The following is a 23,139-nucleotide window of genomic DNA, read 5'->3' on the forward strand; positions in this document are numbered from 1 at the left end:
CCCCTTGTCAGGTATTTCCTTCTGCCGCGGCATAAAAAGAGTGCCTACCTGTGGTAAACACTCCTTTTCTTTAGATACTGTTTTCCTCAATTTCCTCCAACAACTGCTCGACGGTGGTTGGCAGTTTTAATCGTTCTATGACCCTTTGCCAAGTTTCCGGCTGACAGTCCCCTTTTAGCCAGGGATATTCCTGGTGCACCTGATAACCATATTCCATGACCGCATCTTCCTCTGGCAGAAAATAAATATCTTCCTGATTGTCCTTAATTAAGCCTGCCACCGTTCCTAAGCAGATATCTAAAATGAAGGGTACCCCATCCAAATACATTTCAATCCATTGGTGAGGATACTCTTGATCTTGCAAATGAATCGTACCGCCTTGAATAAACACATCATAATCCTTCATTAAGAGTAACCCATACAGCATGGAGCATGCCTTACGGGCGAAAACCCCTTCACCCGTCTGTTCCTCACCCAGCACATTTTTCACAGCGGCTGCGGTATCCAAAATTTGTTTTACTTGATCCAATTGACAAAACATTTTTTCTCTCCTTTATATAAAAAGTACAATTTTTATTCAAAAAGGTTTCCCCGGGCATAATAGGGGAGGTAAAATCTTATCGGGGGATATTTACATGCTAAAAACATATATGTCTAGACCGGATGGTACATTGGAAGAAACGAAAGCCATCGAAGCTGGCACCTGGATTAGTCTGGTAAATCCGCAGGAGGAAGAAATTGCCCAGGTTCTCACACTGTTAAACATAGAACATGAATTCATCTCGGACGCTCTGGATGAAGCAGAAACACCCAGAATTGAGCGGGAAGATCACTATATCTGGATCATCGTAGATATCCCGGTGGAGGTACGGCAACAAAACAATTCCCTCTTATATGATACCATTCCCCTTACCATTATTGTAACGAATAATTATTTTGTTACCATTACATTAAGAGAAAATAAAATCATCGAAGAGTTTGCCCAAAAAAGAGTCAAGGATCTCTACACCTTTAAGAAAACTCGGTTTGTCTTGCAAATACTTTATGTTATTGCTACCTATTACTTAAAATATTTGCGACAGATTAACCAAAAAACCAATCGGATTGAGGAAGAACTCCATCAGTCCATGCGTAATGAGGGACTTTATTCCCTTTTAAGTCTTAGTAAAAGCTTAGTGTATTTTACGGCTTCTTTAAAAGCCAATGAAGCGGTTATGGAGAAGATGTTAAGGAACAACTACTTAAAAATGTATGAGGATGATCAAGAGATTTTGGAAGATGCCATCATAGAAAACAAACAAGCTATTGAGATGGCCCATATTTATAGTAATGTCTTAAGCGGTATGATGGATGCCTTTGCATCTGTGATTTCCAACAATGTTAACATTGTCATGAAATTTTTAACTTCCATTACAATTATCCTAGCTGTTCCCACCATGATCGCCAGCTTTTACGGCATGAACGTAGACCTGCCCTTGCAGGATGCTCCCTATGCCTTTATCACCGTTATGCTTTTTTGCTTAACCCTCTCACTAATCATCGCACTGATCTTTGCCAGAAAGAAATATTTATAAAAACTAAATTAAATCAAGCGAATTAATGGCAAGGGACGTTTCGTTTGGGCTATCGCTTAGCGCCAAATGAAACGTCCCTTTTACGCTGATGTCGATAATAAATAGATTTTGTTGGAAATATTCTCTTGTAATATAATAAAAAAACTATAAAAATAGGTTTAGTTATTACTCCCCAGATCGTTCCAACTTACTTTATTATTATTTGGCAAACTCTTCATTGCTTAGAGGTGCTCAATTGTGTTTAACCTTTTAATTTTTATAATATGCACATCCATATTATGCCTTTTATTTGCCTGCTATTTTTCCTTTAGGCTAATTAAAGTCACAAAATCACGTACAGCCTGGCTTTTAATTTCCATGTCTATATTCGTTCAAATTATTCGGCGTTCGGTTACTTTAATCTCTGTTCTAACCAACCAATTTCCATTATATCCCTCTCACCTCTATGCCGAAATAATCGCTTTAATCGTTTCTTTATTACTGCTATTCGGCACTGCAAAAATTGCTCCCTTATTCCTTTCCATCCGCAACTCTGAGGAATCTTTAAGGGTGGCAAAAAACGCTTTGCTTAAAGCCCACAATGAATTAGAAAAAAAGGTGGCAGAAAGGACTTTAGAATTAAATAAGGTCAATGAGCAATTACGCAATGAAATTATTGAGCATAAGAAATCGGAAGAAAACCTAAGGAAATCCCTGCAAGAATTAAAACAAACCCAAGACGCATTAATAATTAAGGATAGACAAGCAGTTATTGGTCAAATGGCTGCGAGTATGGCCCATGAGGTAAAAAACCCCCTCACTGCCGTAAGAGGGTTTGCCCAAATTTTAGAGGAAAAATCCTCTTACGACAACATTTTAAACCAATATGCCCATATCATCATTGGAGAAGTCGATTCTGCCAATTCAGTAATTAATGACTTCCTTCGATTATCCCGACCAAGTCATCCTCTACTTGAACACCATTCATTAAGTACATTGGTTAAGGGCATCGCAACCTTGGTTAAGCCCCAGGCCCTTCTAAAGAACATCCAAATTGAATGCCAAAGCTTAAAGATACCAGCAAGCTGTTTTATTGATGGGAAACAAATAAAACAAGTATTATTAAACATCTGCCAAAATGCAATTGAGGCAATGTCAAACGGGGGGTATTTGTTTATAACGGTTGCTTATGAAAACGAACAATTTTGTATAACCGTATCCGATACCGGTTCCGGTATGTCAGAAGAAACAATAGAAAATATTTTCGTGCCTTTCTTCACCACAAAAACCAATGGCACAGGACTTGGTATGTTTATTTGCCAATCCATTATAGAAGCCCATAGGGGTAAGATTCAAGTGCTAAGTACAGAAGGAATCGGCACACATTGTATAATTTATCTCCCCCACTATACATCTGCGGCAAAGGAACATTGCGAGACCTCTGCCAGTGCCTAATGATTAAAAATTCCACAAAATCGTATTGTCCGAATTGTCAAAATATATTATGCTACTACCAACTAGTTATAGATAAGAATAATTGGGTGATAATATGGCATGGCAAACCCCTGAGGATTTGATTTATAAAACCTTGCATGACCTTAACCTGTTCAAAGGGATTCCCTCTGAGCATTTACATGCTATTAGTAAAGATTGCACATTAAAGACCCTACGGGTCCAAGATCCCATTATTTATCAGTTGGAAGTATTAAGGAATTTTTTCATCGTTAGTTCCGGCGAATTAGAGGTTTATACGACGGATGAAAACGGTGAAAAAGTAATCCTGGATCGGCTTTTATCCGGGGACTATTATGGTGATATTTGTTTACTTACCGGGGAGCCATCCCCTGTAAACATAAGTGCAGTTCGAAAAAGTCAGGTTATTATCTTCGATGATAATGCCTTCCAGAGACTTATTCATTTACTACCTAATCTTAGCAACCGAATTATTAAAACCCTATCCAGTCAACTTCAAAAGGTAAATCTTGAAAATACAGCAGCCAAAGATAAACAACTGGCCTTGGCTACCTTTATGCTGGAATCTAGGAGTTACTTAAACCGTTTGGTCGGGCAAAGTAAATTTTCCAAGGTACTGCGGCATAAAATGGACGATTTAGCTAAACACAGTGAACCCTTACTGTTAACCGGGGAAAAGGGTACAGGCAAACTTTTAATCGCAAATTTGATCCATAGACAAAGTAAAAGAAAGGAATTACCCTTTATTGTTGTGGATTGTGAGGAACTGTCACAGGATGAGGAAGGTAACAAGCTACTGGGTCCTTTGTCCAAAACCAGTACCCCACTCGATCAATTTAGCTACCTTGACCTGGCCCAGCGTGGCACCCTTTACCTCAATGACATTGAGCTGTTGCCCAGGGGGGCCTTGCTCAGATTGCTGGAATATGTCAACCGCTCCAGGGAAGTCAGAATTATTATGGCCTCCCTGCTTAACAACCCTAGTCAATATATAGAAAAAAGATTTCCTGGCGTTACCTGTTATCCACTATTTCGGAATGGTCTATACCTAGAGCCTCTGCGTAATAGAAAAAAAGACATCCCTGAATTACTAAAGCATTTTGTAGAACTTAAATGTACAAAGCACAATAAAGAAATAATGGAGTTGGCCCCAGATGCCGTTGAAAAGCTGCTCTCCCACGATTACCAACAATCCAATATTCAGGAACTAGAAGAAATCATCGACCGCGCAGTAATATTGACCGAGGGCAAGGTCATCGAAGCAGATAGCATCATTCTAGGGGAGGTCACCCGCAGCCTCACCGGCTATAACCTCCTCAATTGGCAATTTTTCAAGGAACTTATCCAACAACAAAAATGGCCCCAAAGGGCACAACTGCTGGTAACCATAATTTTTCTTAGTATCCTTTTATTTAGTTATATCGGAGGAAATGATAATCCCTTCATTAGCCTTTTAACCTGGAAGGTTATGGGGCCAGCCATTATTATTGCTTGCCTTGTGCTAGCCAGGACAGCCTGTTCAATATGCCCCTTTTCTCAGTTGGCTTCAATAGCACAGCATCTAAAATGTTTTGAAAAACACTTCCCTGCTTTTTTAACCCGTTACTATTACATCACGATTGGTTTCTTATTCAGTTTAATCTTATGGTATGAAGAATATTTCGTCATTAAAGACTCCACCTACCTAACTAGCTTGTTACTCATAGCCATCTCTTTAGCCGCCATCACCTGTGGTTTATTATTTAAGGGTCACGTATGGTGCCGTTACATGTGCCCCCTAGGGGCGATTTTTGCTGTAAGTTCTACCCTTTCAGTGGTCGAACTGCGAACTAAAACAGACATTTGTCAAAACCAATGCATGTCTTTTAATTGCTATAAAGGCAACAGTCGTTCAGGCTGCCCCATGCTGCTGCATGCCATGTATATTGACAGCAATATTAACTGCAAGCTCTGTTTCAAATGTGTAACCAACTGTCCTAACGATTCCATTAAATTTAGTCTAAGGCCACCGGGTCGGGAAATTTTTATGCTTTCCAATGTCCACGGGGGTTTTGCGGTTTTGGTGATTTTCTTCGCCTTTATGCTGATCCCACCATTAACCATGGAAAGTATCAAAGCTCATTATCCTTTCCAATGGAAACTGTTGTTTAACCTTTTTTACTGGTTGTTATTTACCTTATTACTGGTGATTGTCGTTGCTTATGTAAAAAAGCACTTATCAAGCAAATATTTTACTCCTTACCTGCGATTGTCCCTGGGTTTTACACCATTAATTGCCGCAGCTAATATCTCCTACCAGTTAGGGTCTAAATTCGATGAATTGAAGGTAATTTCCCTGCAGTTAGTATATGGTATTGGCAAACAGCAACTTTTTACTACCAATGCCTGCAGCTTTCTTCAGACCTTTCTTATGCTTTTCGGGCTACTATGGACATTGTATTGCCTATTCCGGATTCTGCCTCAAATAAGGCATAAAGGTGTTACGATTACAGCCGTCGCCAGTGCCCTGGGCTACTTTGCTCTCTTAATGTATTTTCTTTAGTCCGTTAAAAATTCTTTTATTTTTTCAAGAATGGCTGTGGGCTGTTCCTCCATTAGAAAATGCCCTGCACCTGGCAGCCGCAGAGTTGGCCGATGGTTTGGCAATAAGCGTTCCAGGTCTTTAATCAGCTTTGGCGAAAAGGCGGGGTCCTTCATACCCCAGATAATCTGGGTGGGTACCTGCCAGCCTTTTAGCCTTTGGCCGGTTTTAAGGAGCATGTGATATACCGGGTCCGATTTAAGAATCGGTATTTGCCTTACTGTGCTAAGTTGTGCCACACGGTCCGCTTTACACCGATAGGGTAATCGAAAACCCCGTCGGGCCTCCCGGGTAAATACTCGCTGGTCGGCAAAGGCTAAGGGCATGACCATCCTCTGGAGGATATTAAAGCCCTGTACCAGCAGTTCCCCTACCCCAGGTATTCGTAAAGGCCAAAGTACCAGATAAGACCAAGGGGGTAAATATCGATTGTCATACCAAACAGCTGGTACCGAACCACTGGTATTTAATATGACGAGACGTTTAACCAAGTGTTTGTGTTCTGCCGCCCAAGAAAGGCCAATAATTCCGCCAATATCATGGATTATCAGGGTAATCTCCGCCAGTTCCAGCCTCTCGATAAAAATGGTTAACCGTTTTAATTGGGCCTGCAGGCTATAATCTGCCCCCACAGGCTTATCGGACCAGCCAAATCCCAGAAAATCCGGCGCTATGCAACGGTAATCCAAGCTTAATTCGGGTATGAAATGCCTGTACAGGTAACACCAAGTGGGATTACCGTGCAGCATTAGCAGTACCTCACCATTCCCTTCATCCAAATAATGAATGTTATTGCCTTCTATTTCAATAAACTTCGAGTTAAATTTAAAATCTCCCATTTGTACCGACTCCCCCGTTAACCAATACATCCCCAACATTATTGTAACGGAAATCAATTTGTAACCATACCCCTAAGGGAAAACAACACTAGCTTTCTGTCCCATATAACACTGGGTATGCTGACCTGGGTTTTTTATAAATATAGCCCGGCCGATTTTTAATCTGCCAGGCTATATTTAGATTGCATCATTCTTTTAGAGACTTGCGTTTTTCCTAAAGGCGATTTTAATGTCTACAATTTCTGACTGGGTACCGATGCGTACAGGCGGTCCCCAGGTACCATAGCCAGACGAAACGATAACTTGCAACGTATCCATCGCCAGGTAACCATAATCCACGGCATAAACCCTCTTCGTAATGAGTTGGTTTGGAAAAAATTGCCCCCTGTGAGTATGGCCAGAGAGTTGCAAATCAACTCCATTTTCCCTTGCTTCATCGAAGGCCACCGGTTGGTGATCCAGCAATATGATGGGTTTCTCCTTATTTACATGCTGTAAAATGTCTTGCAAATTCTTTCTTTTTCTGGAAACATCCTCACGACCAACGATATAAATTCCTGCCGCCTCAACAACCTCATCCCTCAGTATCGTTATATTGGCATCTTTAAAGATAGCCAAACTTTCATCTAGATTACCAGTGTAGTATTCATGATTACCCAAAACTCCGTATACCCCATATTTTGCATGGATCCCCTTTAAGGTCTCTTGCTCCCTTTTTAGAGAGTTAATATCCCTGTCATCGAAAATATCCCCCGCTAAAACTACTATATCCGGGTTTAAAGCATTAATATCTTCAACCATTTTAGCCACAAAGCCTTGGCTCTTTTGTTTATCAATATGGATATCCGATAGCAAGACGATTCGTAGGTCATTTGCCTGCTTGGGTATCGTAATATCATAGTGCTCGGCCTTTATATTTTTAGCCTGAAAAGATCCATAGAAAATAGCCAAAAAGATTAATAAGTAGCAGCCAAGGATAAAGGGTTTATGTTTAATAAAAAGACCAAGTACTGCCACAAAGGTAGCAAAATAGAAAAAGACCATCCAATAATTGCCTATCTTTTCAAAGACGCTTATGGCACTGAAACGTCCCAACAGGGGGAAAGGGCTATTAAAATAAAGATTGGCCAATAAACCAATTTATTTATTTTCAATAAATCATAAAGTTGTCTCCCAATTAGAAAGTTCGAGACAGAGTATATAATTAAAATAATTGAAAACCAAATTCTCATGGCAAACCCCTTTAGTGTTGTAATATAATCTCTCGGTGCAAATTAGTCCTCATCGTTTCATGGGTTTAACTATATCGTATGATAAACATACCGTCAAATGGGTGGTTTTTCCGTACAGCATATAAGGTCAAAATGCCCGAGGTTCTAAACCCCAGGCACTTCTCATGTACTCATACCAACCCATTACTTAAGATTCTTCCAATTGCTTATTCTGAACATAGAAGCGTCCTTCTCTTTTATATGCCTTCTAACCTTCCATAAACCAATTTTCTTGACAAAAAGGGGAAAAGCTTTTTTATAAAAGTAAAGGAAAATGAAATATGATAAAAATGCCGCCAGCGTAGCATTAATGGCACTGCCTAGCAAATAGGCTGGGCCTGCCTGGGCAAAGAAATTAGCAATCTTCTCCCAAAAGGAAAGGTCATAGACAAACTCCTGCGGTGGTTTTTCGCCGGAGTGGATAAACAAAGCACCTGTTTTGTAATTAAAATAGTATAAAAAGGGAGAAACATAGGTTAAAAGTACAGCTGGTATCGTTGTGGCCACCACGTTGAGTCTAAACAACTTCGCTAGAATTACACCTACTGCCAAATTCAAACCCGGCAAGGGCAGCAGGGCTAAGAAAAAACCCAAAGAAATGCTTTTTGCCAGTTTATATGGGCAGTCACGAATACTAATGAGCTTGAAAAACCTTTCCTTATACTTCTTGAATATCACTAGCTCCCCCTCATTCTGCAAAATAAGAACCCTACACATCTCATGGCCTAATACCAGGCGGCCTTCGCTGTGCCTACTCCAAATGATCCAAAATTTTAAACATAGGTACCCTCACACGCTCCTTCAATTTAAAAGGCTCTGCCTCACTAAAGTATATCATTAAGGACTGCATAAGGGCTGTATTTTGCAGAAAACCTTTGCCGACTGGCCATGCTGCTGACCTAATTAGTGATAAGTGGCTGAGGGGAATGAATGGTTGCTTCCGTTTCTTAAATTGTTCCTTGATAAATTGGATCTTCACTTCAACATCTATTATACAAAATTACCACGAAAGTGTACAGTTCTGCGTTATAGTGCATTTTGTGTAAAAGCCCCTTTTTAGGTGCCTTGTAAGCTATATTAAAAATATGCATTGACCTTGGTGGTGAAAAAGTAATCAAAAAGGGAGGGCCTATTCATCAAGAACAGGCTCTCCTTTGGTATCTATGAAGCAACATTGCTATCTTCCCGCAAATTGCTATTTAAAATATTTAAGCGTATGCGGTGAATGCGCAGGCCTTGCATCTCCACAACTTCTAGTTTGTGTTCGGGCAATTCCACCACATCACCTACCTTCGGCCGCTTACCCAATCTGCCAAAGACAAAGCCACCCAAGGTATCATATTCTTCCTCTTCATCCACGGGTAACTTGAATAATTCCGTGGCTTCTTCTAGTAATATACGGCCATTCACCATAAACGTACCCTCTTCAATAGGGGCAACCTGTGGTTGTTCTTGATCAAATTCGTCCTGGATATCGCCCACCAGTTCTTCAAGCACGTTTTCCATTGTAATGATTCCACTGGTGCCGCCATACTCATCCACTACGAGGGCCATTTGTTGATGATTTTGTTGAAATTCTCTAAGCAACCGATCCAGCGAAACGCCTTCGGGTACCATCATAATAGGCCGTTTTACTTTGTCGATGCTCGTTCCTGGTGCCAACCTAAATAAATCTTTAATATGCACTAGGCCAACCACATGGTCGCTATCCCCATCCATCAAAGGATAGCGTGTATGCTCGGTTTGACGAGCTAAGGCCAGGTTTTCCTCCAGATTTTTTTTGCAATCCAAGAAGACAACCTCTGGACGGGGGACGATTACTTCCCTGGCCACTCTATTTTCGAATTCAAAAACATTCTGGAGTAAGCGCCATTCATTTTTATCCAAATGCCCACCTTTGTAACTTTCGGAGACCAACATCTGCAATTCTTCTTCACTGTGACTTTCTTCATGCTCACTGGCTGGTTGCACCCCCATTCGGCGAAGGATCCAGTTGGCAGTGCCATTAAAAATCACAATGCCGGGGTAGAAGATGACATAAAATAGACGCATCGGCCCAGCTAACCATAGTGTTACACTCTCCGCCTTTTGAATGGCCAGTGATTTTGGTACCAACTCCCCAAAAACCACATGCATAAAGGTCACCAAAGCAAAGGCAATGATGAAGGAAATGGTGTGGACCGCTGCAACGGAGGTTACTCCTATGAAATGCAGTACCGGCTCTAAAAATTTGGCTACCAACGGCTCTCCCAGCCACCCTAGACCCAAGCTTGACAGGGTAATTCCCAGTTGGCAAACCGATAGGTAAGCATCGATGTTGTTGACACAGATTTGGGCGCTCTTGGCCTGACGATTTCCTTCAGCCACCAGTTGGGCCAGTCGAGTGTGCCTAACTTTCACAAAGGAAAACTCTGCAGCCACAAAAACACCGTTGAGAAAGACTAAAAACAATGCCAACAGGACCTGTAATGCCAAAAGCATACTGAATGACGTGTCGTCACCCATGGTAATGGGATCACTCTCCTTTATAAAATTTAAAGCGAAGTTTTCTCGCTAACTAATAATTATTCTAACAAATTTCAGATTATTAACAAAACCAGAGAAAAGTTACTAAACTACCGTCTGAGGGAGTCGGGTGGTAATTTAATATTTTATTCGCTAAAGGGTTTCTTTTTCTCTGTCAATCGTCTGCTTACTACGCTTTCCTAGTCATAAAGACCGATCATACAGAGTTATCAATCGTTGCGACAAGCTAAGAGCCTTTAAATGTTCTAAAAAAAAACCAAACCATAACTTGTCCAAAACGGACAAATTATGGTTAAGCTCCAAAAAAGTCATCTTATGGAGCGGGTGATGGGAATCGAACCCACGTAATCGGCTTGGAAGGCCGACGCTCTACCATTGAGCTACACCCGCATTACTTAATTGCATTTGCTTGTTCACCGGAACGAATATTATTATATCAAATCCACAGCGATTGTCAATATTTCTTTTTCGACCCACCGACAAATAAAACGGAGGGCACAGGAGCACAGGGGGACGGTTCTTTTGTGTTGTTCTAGACCAACACAAAAGAACCGTCCCCCTGTGCTCCAAAACAGTTTATTTTTATGGGAAAAAGTAGTCGATAAAGAAAATCTCTATATCAATTTCTTCATCCTGTATATCGATGAGTCCAACCGAGGGCCTTTTGCGTCCCCTTGGCTGTACTGGACTTCCTGGGTTCATAATAACAATGTCATCGACCACTCGGAAATCGGAAACATGGGTATGCCCATAAATGGCCACCTTTGCCCCTAATTCCTTGGCCCTTTTGATTATGGTGTCGGTGCCATATTTTACGCCATGACGGTGACCGTGGGTTATAAAAATTTTCAGGCCATCTACAATTAAAATATCCTCCAGTGGACCATCTCCTGCGTAATCACAGTTGCCCCGCACACCTCTGGCGGGTATTTCCAGGGTATAGGCCAGCTTATCACAATCCCGGTAATGGTCACCGGCGTGCAGGATTAGGTCCACGTCACCAATATATTGGGTGATGTTATAAATAACATCCAGTTGTCCATGGGTATCCGATACAACCAAAATTCGCAAAACTTAGCCCTCCTGATTAAATATAAAGGCTTTTCAAAAGTTCCATCGCTTTTATGAGGGCTTTCCCCCGGTGACTGATGGAGTTTTTGTTTTCTAAATTTAATTCCGCAAAGGTCTGTTTATATTCCGGCACATAAAAGAGGGGGTCGTAGCCAAAACCACCTTCACCCTTTAATTCCCTTAGAATTAACCCCTCACAGGTACCATCCGTTGTCTGGGTTGTGCCGTTAGGTTCAACAATGGCAATGGCGCAGCGGAACCTGGCCGTGCGTTTCTCTGGGGGGATATTATCCAACATCCGTAATAATTTGGCGTTATTTGCAGCATCGTCCTTAGGTTCCCCGGCAAAACGGGCAGAATGTACCCCAGGTGCACCATTCAATGCATCCACTTCTAAGCCAGAATCATCTGCCAGGGCTAGCTCTCCTGTGAATTCAGCCGCAGCTTTCGCCTTTTTTATAGCATTATCGGCAAAGGTCTCCCCGTCTTCCTCCACCTCTTTAAACCCAGGATATTCGCCGATGGGAATGACGTGAAAACCAAGGGGTTTTAACATTTCATCTAATTCTTTAACTTTTCCTTGATTGTTGGTTGCTAAGACCAATTTCAAAACCTGACACCTACCCTATCTTGGCAGAGATATCACCCAGTACCTGGCGCTGCACATTATTTAATTCTTGAATGCCAGCCGTGGCTAAATCCAACAACTTATTCATTTCGTCCCTGGAAAAGGTTGCTTCCTCACCGGTACCTTGTATTTCAATAAAACGACCTGCTCCTGTCATGACCACATTCATATCGACTTCTGCGGCAGAATCCTCTGCATAGCATAAATCAATGATTGGTTTACCACTAACGATTCCTACACTGGTGGCAGCGATAAAATCTCGCACTGGTATTTTCTTTAGCATACCTTGTTCCACTAATTTGTTCAAGGCAAAAATCATGGCCACATAGGCCCCGGTAATGGATGCAGTACGAGTACCCCCATCGGCCTGGATAACATCACAATCCAGCGTAAGGGTCCTCTCACCCAGAGCCTCGAGATCCACCACCGAGCGAAGGGCGCGGCCAATTAATCGTTGTATTTCCATGGTCCGACCACCCAATTTGCCTCTGGCAGCTTCTCTTACTGTGCGGCTGCCGGTCGCCCGGGGAATCATGGAATATTCGGCAGTAACCCAGCCTTTACCCTGCCCCTTTAAAAAAGGCGGCACCCTCTCTTCTACAGTGGCAGTGCAAATAACTCGGGTATCCCCCACCTCGATTAAAACGGATCCCTCCGCATACTTGTTATAATTGGGTGTCATATTCACCGGGCGTATTTGATTCTGCTTTCTTCCGTCAACTCTCTCCAACTGTATTTGCCTCCTTATGTAACCGCTTTGGATCGCCCCCGGGCCCTTCGGATAAGCTGGAACTGGTCTGGTGGTGCCGCGGGGCTATTCCCTTCATCCACAGAGCCAACTAAACCTACCAGGCCATAAAGTTCATCCATGGGGTCCCAGATAAATTCCTTCACCAGACGGAAATTAATAATTTCACTGGTTTTTTTCACATGCAACCGTGGACCTGTACAAGGAAAGATCAGGTTTTCCCCTACTTTAATATTTGTTTCATCGTGGTAGTAAATACAAAAATCCTTATCAATAATTGCTTTTACTCTGTTTTCCAATGCATCAAGATCCAGAGTTGGTTTCTCGCCAAATTCTATAACAAAACCGTGCTTAATATCGTTGTGGGACTTGGGGCATTTAATGCCAAATTCATGCTCCAATACCAACCCGGTAATATCCTCAGCGGTATGGGCCATTTTTCTATAGATCAGTGATTCATAGACGATATCTACAATTTCCTGGGGCTCCGGTCCAAAAATGTTGGGTCTGGTGACAATCACTTCCTCGCCGATACCAATCAATATTTGTGCATTCCTTTTCAGCATCGGATAGATCAGATCAAAATGCTCGATAATAACACGCCTGTCATGTTTAATGGCCTCTTTTATAGCCTCTACAATGGTCCAAGGCTGGGTAAAGGCCATTTCAAACCGTACATCCAAGTGATAAGTTCGACTACGAAAATGTTTTCTCTCAAAATCATCCAGCAGGGGCAATGGGCGTACATTGATTCCATCATCATCATTGGTAAGTTCTAGCCCAGGAAACATCCCTCTTATAAGAAGTGATTTGCCCGCTCCGGCATCTCCCACAAAACCAATTAAGAGATCCCCCGGGCTGAGGTAGCGGTGAGACAAGCTGCCGCCCAGGGCCAGCAATCGGTAGCGTCCCCTGGGTGCAAAATAGACCGCATGCATTAAGTACTCATGAATAATGGACACTGGCAATGCTTCTCCCCCTTTAAATCTCGATGGTAGCTCCTTCCCTGGCCAATTCCGTAGTTTGCCCGAATCCCTCCTCAGCCTGCCTTTGCAATTCGGAAAGGACATATTCAGGGTAAAAGTGGGTAATCATTAACCGCTTGGCATTAGCTGCGGCGGCTGTTTGGCCAGCTTGACGGGCAGTCAGATGATTATCTTTGAGGTAGTCTGCATCTTTATCGAGGCCGCTGGCCTCACAGAGAAGTAAGTCTGCTCCGGTTGTTAGTTTAATTAAATCCTCATTATAGGCGGTATCCCCGGAGAAAACAAGTCTCCTCGTTCCCTTAACCGCTAAACTGTACACTGGCAGATTGTGTTTGCCTGGTACAAAGGTTATCTTTAAACCAGCGAGGATTGTTTCCCTGGGCTCAGGCATTTCGTCAATTATCTGCACCTGAAAGGCCTTGGTAAAGCCCATGATCCTGTTAAAATCCTCCGCCGGGCCAGTGGGCATGAACAGGGGCACAATCCTGTTCATACGCCCTTCCCGGTTGGCAGACTCAATGGCATGTCTCAGGCAATAGATATCCATCATATGGTCCGGGTGCAGGTGGCTTAGCACCACAGCATCCAGATCCTCAATATTAATATGCTGCAGCATTTTGCTCAGCACACCATTACCAGCATCAATTAGCAGATTCTGCCCCATATCTTGTACCAGATAACCGGAGCAGGCACCACTAACCCTGGGGTAAGGTGCCCAGCAGCCAAGAACGGTGAGTTTCAAATTGGTGACACCTCGCAGTTTTTTGTTCTAAGGACTACCCAAGAGCAAAGGCTATACAGCCAATGGCTCCGTTGTATTGGGGGTATTTGGGTACTAGGACGGGTACTTTCATTTCTCTTTCTATTATTTTAACCAGAGCCTGATTATGGGCAACACCGCCAGTGAAGACGATGGTGTTGGTGAGCAGCTTGGTTAACATTGGCCTAATTCTTTTAAAAATGGTGTAGTTTACCCCTGCCCCCAGGTGAGCAATGGGGTGCCCTTCCACTACTTTGCCGATTAACTCCGTTTCCCCAAAGATGGCACAGGTTGAGCTTAGGTCCACTGGGTTTTCATCATAGCTGGCTAGTTCCTCCATCTTAATGTCTAGTACCGCCGCCATGTTTTCCAGGTAGCGGCCGGTACTGGCGGCACATTTATCGTTGGTTTGAAAATCCATCATTTTACCCCGGGCAACCAGAACCACCTTGCTATCCTGGCCGCCTAAATCGAGCAGGGTAAATTCCTGGAGTCCGGTTTGGTAGATGGCACCTAGCACGTGGGCCTTAATCTCTGGCACGATCTCTGCACCCTTCAGATTAATCGTCTGCCGACCATAGCCTGTGGCCACGATTTTCTTTGGCACGCCTAAGCCCAGGGCCTCGAAATCCACCTGTAATTCCCCGTTGACACTTTTACCATGTTCACGGTAAAAAGAAACGGTGTCAAACCGATGAAAGGAAAAGCTGCCTTCTTGTTCCATAAGGGCTATTTTTACATTTCTACTACCTAAATCAATACCACAAATCAAGATATCACCTCAGCATATCCAAAAAGGCATCCAGCCGCATCCGGGTGCGGGCATCCAGTTTATTGGGTTTATCCCCCTCCATGGTAAGAATGGGGTATTTTAATTTCTTCCGAATAATTAAATCTTCAATCTGGCGGTAGCAAAAACTTTGGGCATAGTGAATGACCCCATCTACCTGCCGTTTCTCCAATTCCCTGCTAATATCTTCTAAGCGATAGAATATTCCATAGGGGTAGCTGTATAATCGATACTGCTCCACAATATCATCGGTGTCAAAGGGCATGGCAAACTGCCGCTGCACCTCATTAAAGACCACTCTGGCTCCCCGCTCCTCCACATAGTCATACAAATCATCCATAATGGGCGGCACCCCGATATAGGCCAGCCTTACCTTGGCTTTGATGGGAGGCTTGTTTGGCAGTTCTGCTAGATACTGATCCACCCGGCGTCCAAAACCCTCGGGGTCTCCTTCCAGATCACTACAGCAGACCTGGAACAAATGGTTATCCCAGCCCCTAACACGATCACCCTGCCAGGTTAAGCGATCAAGTTCATGTACTTTGCTTCTGGCTGCATCCATTCTTTTCTTAGCCTGGTAAACCTTATCCCAAGTGGTTCCCAGGGCAGCCATTAGTTTTTCCATTTGCAATTTTAACAAATCATAATCCCGGTCAAAGGGAAAAGCAAAGGGTATTACATTGACTCCGGCCATTTCCAAGGTTTCCATAAGAGCGTGTGTATTGCTGCAATCTCCCTGAGTGACGGCGACAATGGTTTGAATGTCGTCACTCTGCATGGTGGTGGAATAAAGTCCTTTGATCCAGGAACAGAGGTTACGCGGATAGCCCGCCACCTCTGCTTCTTCCACCAATGACTGTGGATTTTCATGGCCAATAAAAATGTTGTTGAGATCCACTGGTATAAGACCAGCGGCATAAACCACCTCCGCCGGAATGGTGGTGGTCATTCCTATCTTCCGCACAGACTAAATTACCCCCTTAGCCCGGAGCAGAGCCAGCGTGCGGTTCATTTCATTGTAGATAATCATGAAACCCTCATCCACACCCATGCCCGGCTTGGCCAGCATTTGATCCGGCTGGGTAGCGATACCAATATGAACGCAAACCTGTGCTGAACGATCGGTCTCATTGCAAGTACCACCCAGGTAGGCTCCAATGCCCCGCTCTTTAGCGTATAAGATGGCTTCAATGGTATTATTAATACCACCTAGATCCGGTGTTTTAATCTGCACCATATGCCCTGCTTTGGCATCCACAAACTCCCGGATATCCTCCAGGGTATTGCACCATTCATCTGCCACAATCTCCACATTAATCTGCCGCTGCTCTAACAATCGCCGCAACTCTGCCAATGCTTGGATTTGCGCCGGTTTACTGCCCTGATCCAGCGGACCTTCAATGCGCAGTTTCAAGGGTGATGCAGCCAATTCCAACTGGGCCAAGTAATCCGCCATGCGAGGGAGGTTTTCCTGAAAGGCCTGGCCAACGGTACCATAAACGTCGATATGCAAAATGGGCGTGTAGTTATCATCGGCCAGCTGCTGGCAACGCTCCCTTAGCCAGGTCACATACTCCAGCAGCTTCTCTCCATGCTGCCCTAACTTTTCCTCTACGTTATTAATTAAGCCATGGGGCAATACGTCCGCTCTTTTGATAATAATTTTATCTGCATTGTCATAACGTTCATCACCGGTTTGACAAAAAATAGGCACCTGGTTGTCTGTTAATTGGCAATTGTATTCCCTGCCCACCACCTCCGCCATGGTGCACCGGGCTGCTTTGGCCGCAGCATCCAGTAAAGCCTGGGTTACGCCATAACGCAGGGCCGTATGATAACGGCTGCCATCGGGGCGGGTTAACTGATCAAACTCCTCGGCCAAGGCCCGAAAGCCTGTAACCTCCCGCCCAATGAGCTTGGGAAAAATTTCCTGCTCCAGCACAGGGATAAAATCACTGGCTAAAAACAAGGGGTCCCTGCCGCCGGCCCCAGAGTATTGTACCGCTGCACAATCACCATAGGCCACAGCACCATTTTCCAGCAGCAGCAGCACAGAAATGGCTTCTCCCCGTTGACGAACCTTCGAAAAACCTGTGGTAACCGGTTCACCCAGGTAGGCAAACCCATCGTGTTCCCGTCCCAGCTTGATGGCCTTCTGGTCATCAAAGTAAAAACCTGTTAAGCCCGGCGAAACAACAGCCCCGGTTATTTTCATCGCTTTGTGCCTCCATAATCATTTGCTATCTTATCTTGCCTTACCCACCAGCATACCCTTACCAATGGCATAGATATCATCAATGACCATTTGGAAGCTGGGTTCCCTGCCTTCGGATTTTCCTCTGGCAGCTATTTTTTCCCGGTGCATATCCTTGATATCTTCACCAAAGGGTAGATTGCCAAAGTCTAACAAGCGAACGGCCCCAAGGCTATCCCTGGCCGGAAGCAGCTTACCGGCATTGAAACGGCTCGGGGCAAAGGGCACATCAATGAGCCCTGCTTGAAAACCACGGACAGTACCAACCGCAATATCTCCCTGGCCAAAATCCAAGAGTTTTTCCAGGATAGCCCTGGTCTCGGCTTTGATTAACTCCTTTTCATCCTTTAGCTCCTGGGATTTCATCAGGGGTTGATCCTTTAACATATTTAATACCTGCTTTGTGGCTTTAATACCGGCCGCATTGGCTTCCTTGGTAGGAATGCCCATTGCTTCGTGGGGTGTCTTAACAATAACCTTCGTGGCCTTGGCCAGGGCCGCAGTGGCTGCACCCCAGCTAATTACACCAAAGGCTTTGCTCTCGTCCTGGGGGAAACCGCCCATCCATTGGTGGAAAACCGTTGTGATTACCGTATCTAAGTAGCCAAAACGAGAGAGGTATTCTTCGGCCAATTCCTCCAGGGAGCGAATGGCCGCCACATCTTGAATGAGGTTGCCGCACTGACCATAGCCCAGCGTTAAACTCTTAACACCCTGTTCTGCAGCCAGCAGTGCCTCAATAATGGCAATACTGTGGGAAATACTTGGCGGCACAAGTGTGCCTGTCAAGGGACCGAAGGGCTCACGATTGATCGAAATGCCCCTCTCTTCATAATATCCCACCAATCGATCGGCATATTGCCAATCTCGAATAGACCGCTCCAAGGGAACTTCCTTGGCATAGGGAATATTGTAGGAGATACCGCCTCCTTCATAGGCTGTAAAACCCCCTGCCAAAGAAATTTCTGTTAATAGCCGAGCATCGGGAGTGCCATGACGAACCTGTACCGGGGACTTTAAAGCTTCCACCACCTGACGGCAGGCCACAACACCGTGGTTAACCGCCGGAAAACCATTTAACATCGAACGCCCCACCACACGACTTTCGTCAATCCCAGCCTGGGCTTCGTTATAGCGGTTCTGCCTGGTATAACTATCAATGGTGGTGGGCAGCAAGTCTGCCTCCCCTTCTGTTTCCAGAAAGCGCAAAAGCTCAATATGTTCACTCACCAGGGCAACACCGGCCCTGGGTTGGGCTAAGGTAACACCTTCCTTTTTAGCCGCTGCCAATTTCTCCGCAAACCGTCGATTGGCAGGAATCTGGGCTTGATATGCGATGGCCTCTTCCAAATCAACCTCTTGTCCTGTGGGCCAACTGTTGAGTATCTCCTTACGAATTTCCAAAAATTGATCCCAATCCAGCTTTTTATTGGTTAATTGCAAGAATCTCACACTCCTTATAGCCTTTCGTCTTTAGCTTGTAGCTTTTGACATTTGGCTTTCGGTTTTCGATAGACTTTTCTATATAGCAAGGCCTGGCCTTTGATTTTTTTCTTTTAGCTAATAGCCGACCCCAAAGACCTATATCACAAGCTTTAGATACTTTTTCGCCAGCCTTAGGGCTGCGGTGGGTTTTACTTCGGCCAGGAGACCTACGGCGGCCAGGATATATTCTTTATCCAACATTAATTTCGGCTGCTTGGGTCGCAGCACCATCGGTTCATCTTGCTTAAAAAGGGCACCCGCCAAGATTTCCTTGGGGTTGGGGTGTTGTACGATGACACCGCCGGTACCAATTAGAAAAGGTATCTCTGTTAAATCTTTGCCATGTTGTATATACATAGCCCCCATCGGTGTCCAGGCTTGTTCCAACGTCCCCACATGCCTGGACATGGCTAGATCCGTGGCTAACCTGGCCATGGTGGTATCAATTTTCCATTGTTCTTCATTGTCTGGCAATTGCTCCACACGGTTGTGTACATGCTGGATATAGGCCAGGACTTTTTCCTCAGGCAAACCTGCTGCAGCGGCTAGTCTACGGGTCCCTACGGACTCCAGTAGGGAACTGGCACTGACACGCATACCCAAATCTCCTTCCACCGTTCGTTTGGCAAAGGGTTCCGGTAAGCCCTTATAGGTAACACCGGAACGACTTGGGTGACCATCAGCCACCGAATGAATATCTGTGGTGGCACCTCCAATATCAACAATCAATAATTCCCCCAGGCCAGCTTCTTCTTCGGTACCAGTGGCCAGAAGTTTTGCCGCATGTAAAACCGCCGCCGGGGTAGGCATGAGCACGCCCTGAACATAGCTTTCCGCCCTGCGCAGGCCCTTTGCTTCAACAATCTTTTCTAAGAAGGTAACCCGAATGGCCTCCCGGGCTGGTTCAACATTAAGCTTATTTAATTCAGGCAAAACATTGGCTGTGATTTTGACATCTTTACCTGCCGCCAGTAATCTATCCTGCACCTCATCCGCAGCGGATTTATTGCCGGCAACAACGATAGTAGCGACGCTTTTCAATTTGGCCAGCATATTCGCGTTGTGCAGGAGGACTTCTTTATTACCGCCATCGGTACCACCGGCCAGCAGAATAATATCTGGCCGATGATTATCTATTTCTGCAATCTCCATCATGGTTAATTGATGGGCATAGACCCCCAGTATCCTGGCACCTGCACCTAATGCTGCCTGCCTTGCAGCTTCCACCGTCAATTCCTTGACCAGCCCTATGGCCACCATGCGCAGGCCGCCAGCGGCACTGCTGCAGGCCAAGCGGTGCTGAAATTCGGGCAGTTCACCGCCAAAATGAGGTTTTATTTCCCCAAGGGCTTTATTGAGACCTTCCAGAATATTCGTCTCCACCGTGGTAAGTCCTTTGGCTGTAACCATAACCTCGGCAGTTTCTACATTAACCGCTGTAACCTTGGTATAGGTACTGCCAAAGTCAATTAATAGGGCCAGTTCCATACCTGTACCCCCTTAGCATGTTAAACCAAAATCCTTAGCTAAATCATCAATGGCTTCCTGGGGCATGGTGCCCGGTGGATAAGCCCTGTTAAAGCCCATGTCGAGAAACTTCTTCTCCACCTCTTGCCAATCCTGTTTGCCCACCACCAGGTTGCCACCCACATACAACTTGATATTGCCAATTCCTGCTTCAATGGTTTTTTCTCTCAGTCCCCGACAATCAATTTCCCCATGACCATAGAGTGAAGAAACAAGAATTGCACTCGCATTGGTTTCCACTGCCGCATTGATAAATTCTTCTTGGGAAGCCATGACACCAATATTCACTACTTTAAAGCCCGCTTCCGTGAAAGCATATTCAAGTATTCGGTTTCCCACTGCGTGAACGTCTGCCCCAATTACGCCTAGCACTAAAGTTAATTGTTTTTTCCCCTCAACCAAAACTGCAGACCTCCTAAATTAACAGTAGCTTTTATAAAAAACAGATTTTCCGCACATCGAAAATTCATGAACTTTCCGACATGCATAAGAAAAGCTAAGGCTTCCGCCTACTTGCCCTGTACCCTTAGGTTATGCCTTTTAGGGTATGGCGGGAGCCAAGTTTTTCTAATAGTTTCTCCCATTTTAGAAATTCTTCCTCCCTATTTAACGATTAATTTCTACTAATTTTTATATTGCATCGAATAATGAACTTTAAATTGGTGTCATTCTGAGCAACAGGAACACAGGGGGACGGTTCTTTTGTGTTGTTCTACAGAACAACACAAAAGAACCGTCCCCCTGTGTTCCATCCTAAACAAAAAAGGAACCCGGTGAGTTTGATTCACCGGGTCCGCTTTCAGCTTCTATTTGCCATCAAAATAGGCACTGATTCCATTAACAATGGCAGTTGCTGCCCTTTCTCTAAATTCCTCTGACCCTAACAAAGCCTCCTCCTCTGCATTGGAAACAAAGGCTGTTTCAACCAGGATACTGGGCATCATGCTGGTACGCAGTACCGCAAAATTGGACTGCAATACACCAATATCACGACGTCCCAGGGTCGCCACCAGTTCCCTTTGAACATCCTGGGCCAATCGATAACGATCGTCCTTTTGTTGATAGAGATTTGGTATGGTGGAAGGAGCGTAGTAATAGGTAGAGGTTCCAGCAATGCTACGGTTCGTGTTGGCATTGCTGTGGATACTGACAAAAATATCGGCACTCTGTTCATTGGCCATACGGGTCCTCTCATACAGATCAATAAATTGATCATCGGCACGGCTAAAAATAACATTGGCTCCTTGCCTTTTTAAGAGGTCCGCCACCTTCAGGGTAATATCAAGGTTTACATCTTTTTCCCTTAAACCGTTTTGACCGGAGGCACCGTTGTCTTTGCCACCATGACCAGCATCCAGGAAGACAGTTTTACCTGCCATACCATCACTGTAAGAAATTTTACTGATATCCAGAGTCAGGGACTTTTTATCATTGGCTAGGCTGACCTTCACTCTGGCCTGCTCCTTTAAGTCAATCACCAAACGTGAGTAATAGGGATCTTCATTATAACCCGTTCGGATTTGGCTCACCAGCCCTGTTTCGGCCGAGATGGTTGATGGCTTATCATTTAAGGAAACATCATTTAGATTTACTACAAAACGAAAGGGATTTGATAGTGTAAAGGTATTATGATTAATATCTTTATCACTAACAATATTGATATAGGTGTGGTCTCCTTCTTCAACCACTTGAACATCGAGTAATTTTGCCCCTGGTATGTGCTGCTTGTCCTCTGGCGGGGTATTTTCATTGGTTTTCTCATTGTCATCCGGGTCATCCGGGAGGAAGCTTGGTAACCAGGCATAACCACCTGAACTAGTTGGTTTAGGCTGGGGAGGTTCCGGCTGATCAACCACAGACACCAACCAACCTGCTACCCAGGCCGTGGAGCCATCGGTTTGTTTTACCTGTACCCACTGACCAGAACGGCTAATTATAGGCAACCGAATACCTCTGCTGACCTGTCCAGCCACCCCGTGATCGGTTCCTGGCCCACTACGCAAGTTTAAATTGTCCGTATTAATGACTGCTACTTGGTTATCCGTGGTGGGCTTGCTCGTGGCCGGGGGTGTTGTCACAGGGGGAGGAGTATCCGGTTTATTCTGAACCGTGACTAACCAACTGGCTACCCAACCGGTAATATTGGTTCCCTGTACCTTGTACCAGTCACCTTTCTGCTCCAGGATCGTTAATTTTTCCCCTTTTTTTACATTGCCTACTACATTGTTTGTCGTACTGGGGCCGTTCCGAACATTTAGGGAATCCCCATTCACTACTGCAACCTTTGTATTTGTCTGAGGCGTTGCCGTGTTATTACCAGGTGTACTGGTAGTGGGGGTTGTTTTTACATTGACTAACCAACCTGCAACCCAGGCCTCCTTGCCATTAAACTGTACCTTATACCAATCCCCATTTTTGGCTAATATGGGTAATTGGGCTCCTTTATCCGACTGTCCTACCAAAGCAGTGTTCGCTCCCGGGCCGCTCCTTAAATTGATTTTGTCCCCATTGACGATAGCCATCTGGGCTGCATCAGCCGCTTGCACTGCCCCAAAGGGATTGAAGAGTAGGCTTAAACCCAGCCCCACCAGAATGGCATAACGATAAAAACGGCATGATTTTAAATGAATAGTCATATCTACCTTCC

Annotated in this window: 20 protein-coding genes and 1 tRNA gene; 3 read left to right on the forward strand and 18 right to left on the reverse strand. The window is 44.6% G+C overall.

Translation table 11 applies throughout. The features are described from left to right. Positions 1-70: 70 nt before the first annotated feature. Positions 71-541: a hypothetical protein gene (locus V6C11_RS14880; protein WP_333531984.1), complete on the reverse strand. Its 471-nt coding sequence runs from the start codon at positions 539-541 to the stop codon at positions 71-73. A 94-nt stretch (positions 542-635) separates the two neighbouring features. On the opposite strand from V6C11_RS14880, the gene V6C11_RS14885 reads away from it, so the two are divergent. The 3 genes from V6C11_RS14885 to V6C11_RS14895 all read left to right on the forward strand — a co-directional run bounded on the left by V6C11_RS14885 (position 636) and on the right by V6C11_RS14895 (position 5,568). Further along, positions 636-1,574, forward strand: coding sequence for a magnesium transporter CorA family protein (locus V6C11_RS14885; protein ID WP_333531985.1), 939 nt, complete (start codon positions 636-638; stop codon positions 1,572-1,574). A 357-nt stretch (positions 1,575-1,931) separates the two neighbouring features. Continuing rightward, positions 1,932-3,008 (forward strand): ATP-binding protein, encoded by a 1,077-nt coding sequence (locus V6C11_RS14890; protein ID WP_333531986.1) that lies wholly within the window; start codon positions 1,932-1,934, stop codon positions 3,006-3,008. Between the two features lie 94 nt (positions 3,009-3,102). Further along, a complete protein-coding gene (locus V6C11_RS14895; protein ID WP_333531987.1) occupies positions 3,103-5,568 on the forward strand; it encodes a cyclic nucleotide-binding domain-containing protein in 2,466 nt (821 codons plus the stop codon). Here V6C11_RS14895 and V6C11_RS14900 read toward each other — a convergent pair. From V6C11_RS14900 to V6C11_RS14980, 17 genes are all read right to left on the reverse strand, one after another. After that, a complete protein-coding gene (locus V6C11_RS14900; RefSeq protein WP_333531988.1) occupies positions 5,565-6,446 on the reverse strand; it encodes an alpha/beta fold hydrolase in 882 nt (293 codons plus the stop codon). The two genes, V6C11_RS14895 and V6C11_RS14900, sit on opposite strands and share 4 nt — an antisense overlap. A gap of 195 nt (positions 6,447-6,641) precedes the next feature. Continuing rightward, positions 6,642-7,490: a metallophosphoesterase gene (locus V6C11_RS14905; RefSeq protein ID WP_333531989.1), complete on the reverse strand. Its 849-nt coding sequence runs from the start codon at positions 7,488-7,490 to the stop codon at positions 6,642-6,644. Positions 7,491-7,861: 371 nt separating this feature from the next. Continuing rightward, on the reverse strand, positions 7,862-8,395 hold the full coding sequence (locus V6C11_RS14910; RefSeq protein WP_333531990.1) for a DUF2062 domain-containing protein: 534 nt from the start codon (positions 8,393-8,395) through the stop codon (positions 7,862-7,864). Between the two features lie 483 nt (positions 8,396-8,878). After that, on the reverse strand, positions 8,879-10,222 hold the full coding sequence (locus V6C11_RS14915; RefSeq protein ID WP_333531991.1) for a hemolysin family protein: 1,344 nt from the start codon (positions 10,220-10,222) through the stop codon (positions 8,879-8,881). A 337-nt stretch (positions 10,223-10,559) separates the two neighbouring features. After that, positions 10,560-10,633, reverse strand: a tRNA-Gly gene (locus tag V6C11_RS14920). A gap of 192 nt (positions 10,634-10,825) precedes the next feature. Beyond that, positions 10,826-11,314: a metallophosphoesterase gene (locus V6C11_RS14925; RefSeq protein ID WP_333531992.1), complete on the reverse strand. Its 489-nt coding sequence runs from the start codon at positions 11,312-11,314 to the stop codon at positions 10,826-10,828. Positions 11,315-11,330: 16 nt separating this feature from the next. Further along, positions 11,331-11,924, reverse strand: a complete 594-nt coding sequence (locus tag V6C11_RS14930) for an XTP/dITP diphosphatase (protein ID WP_333531993.1) — start codon at positions 11,922-11,924, stop codon at positions 11,331-11,333. Between the two features lie 10 nt (positions 11,925-11,934). Beyond that, complete coding sequence (rph, locus tag V6C11_RS14935) at positions 11,935-12,672, reverse strand: ribonuclease PH (RefSeq protein WP_333531994.1); 738 nt, start codon at positions 12,670-12,672, stop codon at positions 11,935-11,937. Positions 12,673-12,686: 14 nt separating this feature from the next. After that, positions 12,687-13,658 (reverse strand): alanine-tRNA synthetase second additional domain-containing protein, encoded by a 972-nt coding sequence (locus V6C11_RS14940; RefSeq protein WP_333531995.1) that lies wholly within the window; start codon positions 13,656-13,658, stop codon positions 12,687-12,689. 13 nt (positions 13,659-13,671) lie between these two features. Continuing rightward, positions 13,672-14,418 (reverse strand): MBL fold metallo-hydrolase, encoded by a 747-nt coding sequence (locus tag V6C11_RS14945; RefSeq protein ID WP_333531996.1) that lies wholly within the window; start codon positions 14,416-14,418, stop codon positions 13,672-13,674. Positions 14,419-14,452: 34 nt separating this feature from the next. Continuing rightward, the gene (locus tag V6C11_RS14950) at positions 14,453-15,208 is read right to left on the reverse strand and encodes an acyl-CoA dehydratase activase (RefSeq protein WP_333531997.1); all 756 of its coding nucleotides are present in this window, start codon (positions 15,206-15,208) and stop codon (positions 14,453-14,455) included. 4 nt (positions 15,209-15,212) lie between these two features. Further along, the gene (locus V6C11_RS14955) at positions 15,213-16,190 is read right to left on the reverse strand and encodes a 2-hydroxyacyl-CoA dehydratase family protein (RefSeq protein ID WP_333531998.1); all 978 of its coding nucleotides are present in this window, start codon (positions 16,188-16,190) and stop codon (positions 15,213-15,215) included. Positions 16,191-16,193: 3 nt separating this feature from the next. Further along, a complete protein-coding gene (locus V6C11_RS14960) occupies positions 16,194-17,441 on the reverse strand; it encodes a methylaspartate ammonia-lyase (RefSeq protein ID WP_333531999.1) in 1,248 nt (415 codons plus the stop codon). A gap of 30 nt (positions 17,442-17,471) precedes the next feature. Next, positions 17,472-18,923 (reverse strand): methylaspartate mutase subunit E, encoded by a 1,452-nt coding sequence (locus tag V6C11_RS14965; protein ID WP_333532000.1) that lies wholly within the window; start codon positions 18,921-18,923, stop codon positions 17,472-17,474. Positions 18,924-19,061: 138 nt separating this feature from the next. Beyond that, positions 19,062-20,453, reverse strand: a complete 1,392-nt coding sequence (glmL, locus tag V6C11_RS14970; protein ID WP_333532001.1) for a methylaspartate mutase accessory protein GlmL — start codon at positions 20,451-20,453, stop codon at positions 19,062-19,064. A 12-nt stretch (positions 20,454-20,465) separates the two neighbouring features. Continuing rightward, positions 20,466-20,894, reverse strand: coding sequence for a methylaspartate mutase subunit S (gene glmS / locus V6C11_RS14975; protein ID WP_333532002.1), 429 nt, complete (start codon positions 20,892-20,894; stop codon positions 20,466-20,468). Positions 20,895-21,298: 404 nt separating this feature from the next. Beyond that, positions 21,299-23,128 carry an N-acetylmuramoyl-L-alanine amidase gene (locus V6C11_RS14980; protein ID WP_333532003.1) on the reverse strand — a complete coding sequence of 610 codons (1,830 nt, stop codon included), beginning with the start codon at positions 23,126-23,128 and terminating at the stop codon, positions 21,299-21,301. Between the last annotated feature and the right edge of the window lie 11 nt (positions 23,129-23,139).

This window comes from Desulfotomaculum sp. 1211_IL3151, from assembly GCF_036763075.1.
Taxonomy (GTDB): Bacteria; Bacillota; Desulfotomaculia; order Desulfotomaculales; family Desulfotomaculaceae; genus Desulfotomaculum.

Bases quoted from the DNA above. Each gene is read 5' to 3' on its own strand.
- V6C11_RS14880 (WP_333531984.1), bottom strand. From the start codon at position 541: ATGTTTTGTCAATTGGATCAAGTAAAACAAATTTTGGATACCGCAGCC.
- V6C11_RS14885 (WP_333531985.1), top strand. From the start codon at position 636: ATGCTAAAAACATATATGTCTAGACCGGATGGTACATTGGAAGAAACG.
- V6C11_RS14890 (WP_333531986.1), top strand. From the start codon at position 1,932: ATGTCTATATTCGTTCAAATTATTCGGCGTTCGGTTACTTTAATCTCT.
- V6C11_RS14895 (WP_333531987.1), top strand. From the start codon at position 3,103: ATGGCATGGCAAACCCCTGAGGATTTGATTTATAAAACCTTGCATGAC.
- V6C11_RS14900 (WP_333531988.1), bottom strand. From the start codon at position 6,446: ATGGGAGATTTTAAATTTAACTCGAAGTTTATTGAAATAGAAGGCAAT.
- V6C11_RS14905 (WP_333531989.1), bottom strand. From the start codon at position 7,490: ATGGTCTTTTTCTATTTTGCTACCTTTGTGGCAGTACTTGGTCTTTTT.
- V6C11_RS14915 (WP_333531991.1), bottom strand. From the start codon at position 10,222: ATGGGTGACGACACGTCATTCAGTATGCTTTTGGCATTACAGGTCCTG.
- V6C11_RS14960 (WP_333531999.1), bottom strand. From the start codon at position 17,441: ATGAAAATAACCGGGGCTGTTGTTTCGCCGGGCTTAACAGGTTTTTAC.
- glmL (WP_333532001.1), bottom strand. From the start codon at position 20,453: ATGGAACTGGCCCTATTAATTGACTTTGGCAGTACCTATACCAAGGTT.
- V6C11_RS14980 (WP_333532003.1), bottom strand. From the start codon at position 23,128: ATGACTATTCATTTAAAATCATGCCGTTTTTATCGTTATGCCATTCTG.